8 protein-coding genes are annotated in these 9,121 nt (G+C 55.8%); 2 read left to right on the top strand and 6 right to left on the bottom strand.

Going from position 1 to position 9,121, the window contains the following annotated elements; all coding sequences use genetic code 11:
* Positions 1–38 precede the first annotated feature (38 nt).
* Complete coding sequence (locus tag VH86_RS23560) at positions 39–764, bottom strand: pirin family protein (protein ID WP_045834296.1); 726 nt, start codon at positions 762–764, stop codon at positions 39–41.
* 122 nt (positions 765–886) lie between these two features.
* On the opposite strand from VH86_RS23560, the gene VH86_RS23555 reads away from it, so the two are divergent.
* Positions 887–1,765, top strand: coding sequence for a LysR family transcriptional regulator (locus VH86_RS23555; RefSeq protein ID WP_045834295.1), 879 nt, complete (start codon positions 887–889; stop codon positions 1,763–1,765).
* 296 nt (positions 1,766–2,061) lie between these two features.
* Here the strand turns inward: VH86_RS23555 and VH86_RS23550 are convergent, their stop codons facing one another.
* From VH86_RS23550 to VH86_RS23530, 5 genes are all read right to left on the bottom strand, one after another.
* Complete coding sequence (locus tag VH86_RS23550) at positions 2,062–3,297, bottom strand: MFS transporter (RefSeq protein WP_045816148.1); 1,236 nt, start codon at positions 3,295–3,297, stop codon at positions 2,062–2,064.
* A 228-nt stretch (positions 3,298–3,525) separates the two neighbouring features.
* On the bottom strand, positions 3,526–4,461 hold the full coding sequence (locus VH86_RS23545; protein ID WP_045834294.1) for an ROK family protein: 936 nt from the start codon (positions 4,459–4,461) through the stop codon (positions 3,526–3,528).
* Positions 4,458–5,324 (bottom strand): ABC transporter permease, encoded by an 867-nt coding sequence (locus VH86_RS23540; RefSeq protein WP_045834293.1) that lies wholly within the window; start codon positions 5,322–5,324, stop codon positions 4,458–4,460. The genes VH86_RS23545 and VH86_RS23540 overlap by 4 nt, the downstream gene beginning before the upstream one ends.
* Positions 5,324–6,244, bottom strand: a complete 921-nt coding sequence (locus tag VH86_RS23535; RefSeq protein ID WP_045816151.1) for an ABC transporter permease — start codon at positions 6,242–6,244, stop codon at positions 5,324–5,326. The genes VH86_RS23540 and VH86_RS23535 overlap by 1 nt, the downstream gene beginning before the upstream one ends.
* Before the next feature lie 3 nt (positions 6,245–6,247).
* A complete protein-coding gene (locus tag VH86_RS23530) occupies positions 6,248–7,783 on the bottom strand; it encodes an ABC transporter substrate-binding protein (RefSeq protein ID WP_045834292.1) in 1,536 nt (511 codons plus the stop codon).
* 201 nt (positions 7,784–7,984) lie between these two features.
* Here VH86_RS23530 and VH86_RS23525 point away from each other — a divergent pair, with 201 nt between their 5' ends.
* Positions 7,985–9,118 carry an ROK family transcriptional regulator gene (locus VH86_RS23525; RefSeq protein ID WP_045816153.1) on the top strand — a complete coding sequence of 378 codons (1,134 nt, stop codon included), beginning with the start codon at positions 7,985–7,987 and terminating at the stop codon, positions 9,116–9,118.
* Positions 9,119–9,121 lie beyond the last annotated feature (3 nt).

Below are 9,121 nucleotides of genomic sequence, written 5' to 3'. Positions count from 1 at the left end.
TTAAGGGGTTCACTTCATTTAAGACGCCCTGACTTTAATTAACGCTGTGGATGATTCACTTCGAGCGGACGCAGATCAAACAGTAATACTTCGGCATCATCACCTTTGCTGAACTGCAGTGCCGTTTCGTTACGCACGCGCGCACCGTCACCTTGTTTGAATTTTACGCCGTTCACTTCGATGCTGCCGCGTGCCACATGAATATAGGCATAGCGATCGGTATCCAGCGCGAAAGTCTGCTGCTCTTCACCGTCAAAGAATCCTGCATAAATGCGAATATCCTGACGTACGCTCAAGCTGCCCTCTTCCCCTTCTGGCGAGATAATCAAACGCAACTGGCCGCGTTTCTCACGCTCTGGCACGGAAATCTGCTGGTAACCCGGCTGAGTGTTGCGCTCGCCTGGAACAATCCAGATCTGCAGGAAGTGCACGTTATCGCTTTTCGAGTGGTTGAACTCGCTGTGCGTGACGCCGCTGCCCGCGCTCATTAACTGCACATCACCCGGGACGATCACCGAACCGGTGCCCATCGAATCTTTGTGCTCCAGCGCCCCTTCCAGCACATAGGAGATGATCTCCATATTATTGTGCGGATGCGCACCAAAGCCACGTCCCGGAGCAACACGATCATCGTTGATAACCAGCAAATCGGAGAAGCCCGTTTGTTTTGGATCCCAATAGTTGGCGAAAGAAAAAGTGTGATGCGAATTCAGCCAACCGTGGTCACCCACTCCGCGTTGTTCTGACAGACGTTGTTCAATCATGGTTTGCTCCTCAAATATGCTGTGGTAGGCGTTTGCCCTTCCGAATGAGGATCAGTATACGTAAACTGATTTGCTCAACAATGCGCTAACCTGACAATGACTGTCACCAATAAGTGGACAATATGCAGATAGAAGATCTTCGGATTTATGTCGCTGTAATCCAGGCCGGCAACTTTACCGCCGCCGCCGAGCAACTGATGCTGTCGAAGCAGTACGTTAGCCGTCGTATTGCTGCAATGGAAGAATCCCTCGACGCACGCCTTTTGAATCGCAACACACGCAAGCTATCGGTCACCGACAACGGTCAGGTGTTTGCCCAGCACGCGCAACGCATTCTTGATGATGTGCAGGAAGCCGAACTGGCGGTGTCCGGGCGGCGCCAGGTGTTGCAAGGCAGCTTCCGACTCAGCGTGCCGATGTCGTTTGGTATCAGCCATTTGTCGCCCTATATCGCTGAATTCCTTAGTCAGCATCCCGGATTGCAGTTTCAGGTGGAGTTGGCGGACCGCTACGTCGATATGGTCGGTGAAGGCTTTGATATGGCAATCCGCATTGGCACCCTGCCCGACTCCAGCCTGATCGCCAAACGCCTCGGCGTATTTCGCCGCGTGATCTGCGGCAGCCCGTCATACATTCAGGGCGCGGGCGCACCACGTGAACCGGAGGATCTGCTCAATCACGCCTGTTTACGCTATGGGCGTGAAAGCCAGACCGGTTGGGAACTGTTTAACGGCGACAAGCGCAAGGTGATGGCGGTGCAAGGCCCGATGGTGAGCAACAATGGCGAGATGTTGCGTGATGCGGCGGTGGCCGGATTAGGCTTGATTCTGCTGCCGGAGTTTATTGTGGCACCAGCCTTAGCCAGCGGTGAGCTGATGACGGTGCTGGATGAGTGGCAGCCTTCCTCACTCAACCTGAACGCGCTCTATCCACAGCATCGACAGCGCAGCGAAGTGAACAGAGTTTTTATGGCGTTTCTGCAGGAAAAGTTGGCAGGATGAAGCAGCTTTAACCCCAACCTGCTGAAAAGCACAATGACGTGATGTTAAAAATGGCACCCTGCTTATGGCTGGAGCCCCTCTGCGGCTGCCGGGCTATCCGCAGCGCAGAGGCTTTTACGTTGGGCCAGGAGACAGTCGCAGGGATGCGACTGTCAGTTCGGGTTGGCCAGGACGGCCTTACCCGGACGATCCGTCGGAACGGCGTGGAAGGTGATGGCACCGCGTCAGCGGCGCGAGGACGCCCGCTAGCCGCAGAGGGGCTACGGGCCCACGTTCAAGCCTACCTAGAAGGGCCGTTAAACCCCGCCCTCATGCGCAAACGTAATCGACTTTCTCCGTGCATCGCGCACGGCGACACCGTGGATCAGCAAACCCAACACCGCCAGAATCGCACCGACCCAACCCGTAGACTGCCAGCCAAGGCCCGCTGAGATGGTCACGCCGCCCAGCCATGCGCCGAGCGCATTCGCCAGGTTAAACGCGGAATGATTCAACGCCGCCGCCATGGTTTGCGCATCGCCTGCGACATCCATCAAACGGATCTGCAGTACGCTCGCCAGTGCCACCATGGTGCCGACCAGCATCACATTCAGTGAACCGGCAAACGCATAGTGCGCGGTGAACACAAAGGCGCTCAGCACCAACACCGACCAGATCAGCACCATACGAATGGTTTTCTCCAGCCCGCGATCAGCCAGACGCCCCCCCACTACGTTACCGATGATCATGCCGAGGCCAAACAGCGCCAGCACCGCCGGGATCCAACTCACCGGCATCTGCGCCAGCTCAGTCAGCGTGGGTTTAACGTAGCTGAACACGGAGAACAGGCCACCGCTGCCGATGGCGCCAATCGCCAGCGTCAGCAGTACCTGCTTACGCGTCAGCGCCGACAGCTCTCGCAGCGGACTGGCCGTTTTATCACCGGCCACGTTTGGCACCCACAGGCCCACCAGCACCATGGTCAACAGCGCTAACACGCCAACAATCGCGAACGCTTCACGCCAGCCAAAAACCTGCCCAATGGCTGTCACGGCGGGCACGCCGAGCAAATTCGCGATGGTCAATCCAAACAGCACCATCGACACCGCCTGGGCACGCTTTTTGCGCTCCACCAGTCCGGCCGCCACCAGCGCCGCCACGCCAAAGAAAGTGCCATGTGGGAAGCCAGCGAGGAAACGTGCCAGCAGCATTGAGTAGTAGCCCGGCGCCACTGAACTAAACAGGTTACCCGCAGCAAACAGGCCCATCAGCGTCATCAGGAAATTGCGACGAGAGGCACGCGCGCCGAGCACAGCCAGCAGCGGTGCGCCGATCACGACACCCAGCGCGTAGATACTGATCAGGTGGCCCGCGGTGGGAATGGAAACATTGAGACCGGTGGCAGCATCGGGCAGCAGGCCCATAATGACGAATTCGCCGGTACCAATGGCAAAGCCACCGGTGCCGAGCGCAAACAGCGCTTTCAGCACACTGGCGCGCGGCAGCGATGCCTGTTCCGGCAGCTGATTAAGTTGAGGTTGTGCAGATGACATGGTTTTCCAGTAACGCAGGTGAAGAATCCAATCACAATCGTGGCGGCATTGAAGGCCACCATCGTTGAGACTGAAAGGATTTAGCTGCTTATGATAACTGATTTGGATGAGAATTCGATGGCAGAGAATTATGTGGCCGCTAATTAATTGTCAATCAGCCGCTTTGCGCCCATCACGGCGCAAAGCAAGGGCATCTTTACTGACATCGCTGCAGAGTGACGATGTTCCTTAAGCGATCTGTCGCGCCAGCAGCGCCGCTCCGATCATCCCACCGTTATGTGCAAATGCCCCTGGCACCACCAACGGATGCAGAGTGCTGCGCAGCACATAACGCTGCACTTCCTCATTTAACGCTTCCATCAGCGGCTTAACTGAAGCCAATCCTCCGCCCACCGCCACCCGCGAAGCGCCAGTGATATTAATGGTGTAGGCCAGCGGCTGGCTCACGAGTTGTAGCCACACCTGAAGGGTGCGTTTTGCCTTGTTTTCCTGCTGTTGCCAGCCGGTGATAATGTCGATGCTGCTCGCATTGACGTTATGCAACGTGCGATGGAGATTCTCCAGACCGCGTGCGCCGCCGTAGCTATCGAGACAGCCTTTTTGACCGCAGGGACAAGGCTGGCGCGGCAAGCGTATTGTCTCGCCTTCAATGTCCACTTCGGTCAGCGTAATCGGACCATGGCCCCATTCACCCGTCAGGCCATTTTGCCCGGTGATGATTCGCCCATCCGCCACCAAACCGCCCCCCACACCGGAACCAAGGATGGCACCAAACACCACTTTATGCCCTTTGCCGACGCCAGCGTGCGCTTCCGCGAAGGTGAAACAGTCGGCATCGTTATGCACGATCACGTTGCGTTGCAGTAACTCGCCCAGCGACTGGCTGAGATTGCGTTGGTGAAAAGCCGGAATATTGCTGGCAAACATCTCTCCGGTATCGGGTGCAACGATGCCTGCGGTTGAAATCGCCAGCGGTGAATCCGTGCTGAAATGCTGCTGATGTTGCTCAATCAGGCGGCCGATCAGCGCGGTAAACGCTGCCCAGCTGTCGGCGGGAATTTTTTGCTGATCGAGAAGCGTCAGCTGCTGCTGCGCATCCATCACGCCCAGTTTGACAAAGGAACCGCCCAGATCGAGGCAAATCACTGTCGGGGTTGTACTCATAAACGTTTATCCATCACATCGCGCAGGCCGTCGCCCAGCACATTAAAGCCGAGCACGGTAATCAAAATCGCCAGACCGGGAAACAGCGACACGTAAATATTCAGCCCAAGGAAATTGCGACCATCACTCATCATGGTGCCCCACTCCGGCATCGGCGGTTGCACGCCTAAACCCAGAAAGGACAGACTCGCCGCCGACAGCACCACTGCGCCCGCTGTCAGCGTCGATTGCACAATCAGCGGACCAATGGCGTTGCGGAGTATGTAATGGGTAATGATGCGCGGGTAGCGCACACCCAGCATATGTGCCGCTTCGATGTACTCCATGTTCTTCAGGCCCAGCGTTAAATTGCGGCTGAGACGCGCATATACCGGAATCGAGAACAGCGAAATCGCGATTAACATATTCGCCAGGCCTTCACCCAGTACGCTGACAATCAGGATGGCTAATACAATGCCCGGAAAGGCAAAGATGATGTCCATCACCCACATAATCAGCGCATCGATTGTACGCCCGGCCAGACCGGAAACGATACCGAGCGGAATGCCAATCACCATGGATAGCGCGACGCTCAGGGCGACTTCAAATAACGTGATACGCGCACCGTAGATCACACGGGAAAAAATATCTCGTCCATAGTCGTCTGTACCAAACCAGTGCGCAGCAGACGGGGCCTGTAACGTATTCAGCAGATCCTGCTCGATCGGATCCCAATGGGTCAGCAGCGGTGCCAGCGCTGCCGCCAGTACCACCAACAGCACTAACCCGCCGCCCATCGTGATTGACGGATTGTTCAGCAGGAAACGCAGAAGCTGGCGACCGCGCGACTGCGCAGGCACTAAAGCGGAATCAAGGCTGTGCATCAGTCGAACCTTATTTTTGGATTGAGCAGGCCAATCAATATTTCACCCAACAGATTCATCAGTACCACGCCCGTGACGGCGACCAGCGTAACCCCCTGAATGACCGGGTAATCGCGGTATTTCACCGAGTCCACCAGCAGGCGACCAATTCCGGGCCAGTTAAACACCGATTCCGTCACGACTGCGCCACCAATCAGGCTGCCAAAGTTGAGCGCAACGATGGTGACAATCGGGATCAAGGCGTTGCGCAGCGCATGTTTCCAGTGGATATTCGCCGACGATAATCCTTTGGCTTTGGCCGTGCGGATGTAGTCCTGACTCAGCACATCCAGCATGCTGGATCGCGTCATACGGGCGATCATCGCCATCGGTAAAATCGCCAGCGTGACGGTAGGCATCACGTAGTTTTTCCATGAGTCCGCGCCCAACAGCGGCAGCCAGCCGAGTTCCACCGCAAAGTAGTTCATCGCCAGCAGCGCCAGCCAGAAGTTGGCTATCGACGCGCCCGCAATGGTCAGCACCATCACGATTTGATCGGGAATCCGCTGGCGATAAATCGCCCCAGTCATACCCGCAGGTACGCCGATGGCAATCGCCAGCAGATACGCCAGCGCCGCCAGCGATAAGGTGTAAGGCAAGCGCTCACTGATTTCGGTGATGACAGGACGTTGCGACTGCAAAGAGTCACCCAAATTCCCGTGCAACGCTTCAGTGGCAAACTTGACATATTGCAGCGGCAGCGGCTGATCCAGCCCCAGCCGGATGCGCATGTTATCCACCGCTTCCTGCGGTGCTTCCGGTCCCGCCATCAGGCGCGCCGGATCGCCCGGCAGCGCGCGGATGGCGATGAATACGATGATCGAGACACCGAAAATAATCAGCGGCAGCGAGAGCACCTTTTTCGCAACGTACGCTTTCATCAATCAGTTCTTCACTGCATCACGAACCACAATCTGTCCGCCTGGCTGCATGGTGACGCCACTGATGTTTTTGCGCGAGGCATAGAGATCATCCTGATAGAACAACAGCACCTGCGGAGCCAGCCCGCTGATCTGTTTCTGTGCCTGGAAGTAGAGATCTTTGCGTTTCGCATCGTCGAGCGTGGAGGCGGCGGTATCGATCAGGTCATCAGTTTGCTTATCGCTGAAGAAGCCGAGATTCGCGCCGCCCGGTGCAAAGCTGGCGCTGTGATACAGCGGGCGCAGTTGCAAATCGGAACCGTATAAACCGGAGGACCACGACGCCAGCACCGCATCGGTGCCCTGCTGGGCTTTCTCTTTGGCATCCGCGAAGGCGGCTTTGGTCCAGACGCCGCTTTCCATCTGGCGCACATTCAACTTCACGCCGATTTTAGCCCATAGCCCCTGCAACACCTGCGCGGTGCGCGCATCCGGTGCCTGAACAGCAATTGACATGCTAAAGCCATCCGGGTAGCCCGCCGCTTTCAGCAAGTCTTTGGCTTTCTGCACATCGTAAGGGTAATCCTTCAGGTTCTTATCGTAGTTGGCATCGACCGGTGCCAGTGAAGAGTTAGCCGGCTGCGCATAGCCAAACATGATGGCTTTCACCAGCGCCTGCTGGTCGGTAGCAAAGTTCAGCGCCTGACGCACACGTACGTCGCTCAACGCTTTGCTTTGCGTATTGAGATCCACCCAGAACACGGCCGCCCCCGGCGACTGTTTGAGATTCACGTTGGCATTGTTTTTCAACATACCGGCGAATTGCGGCGGTACCGGATTAATAATATCGACCTGGCCGGATTGCAGCGCCATATTCATCACGGAAGGCTCGCTGCTCCACGTCCATTTAATTTCATCAGGACCGTTTGATTTACCCCAATAATCACTGTTCTTTTTCTCCAGTACATATTCGCCAGATTTATATTGCTCCAGCTTATACGGCCCGGTGCCGTCCGACTTATTATTTATAATGCCCGCTTTATCTGCGGTAGGGCTGACCATTAATCCGGGTCCCGATGCCAGCACGGTTAAAAAGGCCGGATTGATTTTTTTCAGCTCAAACTCAACCGTTAAATCATCGGTTTTCTTCACATCCTGAATAAAGGTGCGGACTTTACCGCTGCCCGCCAGGCCGCGTTTGGTATCCAAATGGCGCTGGAAGTTTTCCACTACCGCATCGGCATTAAACGGCGTGCCGTCGTGGAATTTCACATTAGGGCGAAGCTTGAATGTCCAGTGTAATCCGCTGCTATCCGCACTCCAGGAGAGCGCCAGCGCGGGGATAATCTTGCCATCATCACCCAGACGCGTCAGGCCTTCATACATGGGATCGAGCACCGTGCCGGTAAAGGTAGCGGTCTGGTTGCCCGGATCCATGCTGCGTGGCGGTTCGTTTTGCATAATCACCAGCTGGCTGGCCATTGCCGCCGAGCTTGCCAGTGACGCCATGATACAACCGGCCAGCGTCAGTACCTTTAAATGCTTGAATGTGCTTTGCATGAAGGCCCTCAATGAATCATTGAAATGTTCGGTGAAATAACAACGCTATATAAGGCACACTCTCTGAACAAAAGCCAATACGTAAGTTCATATATTTTACTTATAGTTAGATCTGCGTTCAGAAAATTAACTAAATATCGTTGAATTTGTTTTCCAGCCTCATTATTGTCAGGTCATATCGCTAATGCAGTGAGAACCAACATGCTCAATGCCCATCAGCAGCAAATTTTGCGTCTGCTTATTGCCTCGCACGGCATGAGCCGGACTGCGATTGCGGAAAATATGAAGTTGAGCAAAGCCGCGATTAGCCCACTGGTCAAAGAGATGCTGAATGCCGGATTGCTGGAAGAGAGCCTGGCGGAATCCAGCGGCCAGGGTCGCCCATCGGTATTATTAAAAATGCGTGCTGACAGCGCCTATTTTCTCGGCGCTTCGCTGCTCGGCGAGCACGTCGTTTTAGTGCTGATTGATATGCATGGATTGGTGCTGGCGAGCACGCACATGCCACTCAATCCTGATCCCCAACAGCTGAGCGCGACGCTGGCGGCAGCGATTCCCGATTTGATTGCGCAGAAAGGCATTTCAGCCGATCAATTGATTGGCCTGGGCGTTACGCTCTCCGGATTTGTCGATGAAAATCAGGCAATTTGCGTGCAATCAGCGCTGCTGGGCTGGAAGAATGTCCCGCTGGCCGACATGCTCAAACAGCAAACCGGCCTTGATGTCTCGCTGGAGAACGATGCCAAAGCGCTGGCCGTCAGCGAGAAGATCTTCGGCGTGGCGAAAAAAGCGCGCAACTTCACGCTGATTTCACACGGCGACGGCATTGGTTCCGCACACTTCTTCCAGGGCCAACTGCATCGCGGCGCACACGGCGGGGCCGGTGAAATCGCCCACTGCACCATCGAACCCGGCGGACGACCTTGCCGATGCGGCAAACGCGGCTGTCTGGATACTCTCGCCTCGCTGACTGCGATTCGCGAGAGCATGCGCGATAAAGCGCTGGAGAGCCAAACCATCGCCGAACTGGAAGCGCTGGCGGTGAAAGGCAACAGTGCCGCCATCGCCATTCTGCATCAGGCTGGCCACGCGCTGGGCCTCTCGATCGCCAACATTATTCAGATGAACGATCCCGAATTGATCGTCATCGCACATCAACCCGATGCTTTTGACGGCTTACTGAAAACCGTGGTGATGCAATCCATTGATAGCCACGTGTTGCCATCGATCATGGGCAAAACCCCGATTTCCAGCATCGTGATCAGCGAACAGAGCTGGGCGCGCGCCGCGGCAAGCGTGGCGGCATATCGATTCATCATTCAATTACCTGACTAGCGG

The organism is Pantoea sp. BL1, assembly GCF_000963985.1.
GTDB classification, from domain to species: Bacteria; Pseudomonadota; Gammaproteobacteria; order Enterobacterales; family Enterobacteriaceae; genus Pantoea; species Pantoea rwandensis_B.
This window is presented reverse-complemented; position numbering and strand designations above follow the sequence as displayed.

Coding starts and splice junctions, on each gene's coding strand:
- VH86_RS23525 (WP_045816153.1), top strand. CDS start 7,985: ATGCTCAATGCCCATCAGCAGCAAATTTTGCGTCTGCTTATTGCCTCG.
- VH86_RS23560 (WP_045834296.1), bottom strand. CDS start 764: ATGATTGAACAACGTCTGTCAGAACAACGCGGAGTGGGTGACCACGGT.
- VH86_RS23545 (WP_045834294.1), bottom strand. CDS start 4,461: ATGAGTACAACCCCGACAGTGATTTGCCTCGATCTGGGCGGTTCCTTT.
- VH86_RS23530 (WP_045834292.1), bottom strand. CDS start 7,783: ATGCAAAGCACATTCAAGCATTTAAAGGTACTGACGCTGGCCGGTTGT.
- VH86_RS23540 (WP_045834293.1), bottom strand. CDS start 5,324: ATGCACAGCCTTGATTCCGCTTTAGTGCCTGCGCAGTCGCGCGGTCGC.
- VH86_RS23550 (WP_045816148.1), bottom strand. CDS start 3,297: ATGTCATCTGCACAACCTCAACTTAATCAGCTGCCGGAACAGGCATCG.
- VH86_RS23535 (WP_045816151.1), bottom strand. CDS start 6,244: ATGAAAGCGTACGTTGCGAAAAAGGTGCTCTCGCTGCCGCTGATTATT.
- VH86_RS23555 (WP_045834295.1), top strand. CDS start 887: ATGCAGATAGAAGATCTTCGGATTTATGTCGCTGTAATCCAGGCCGGC.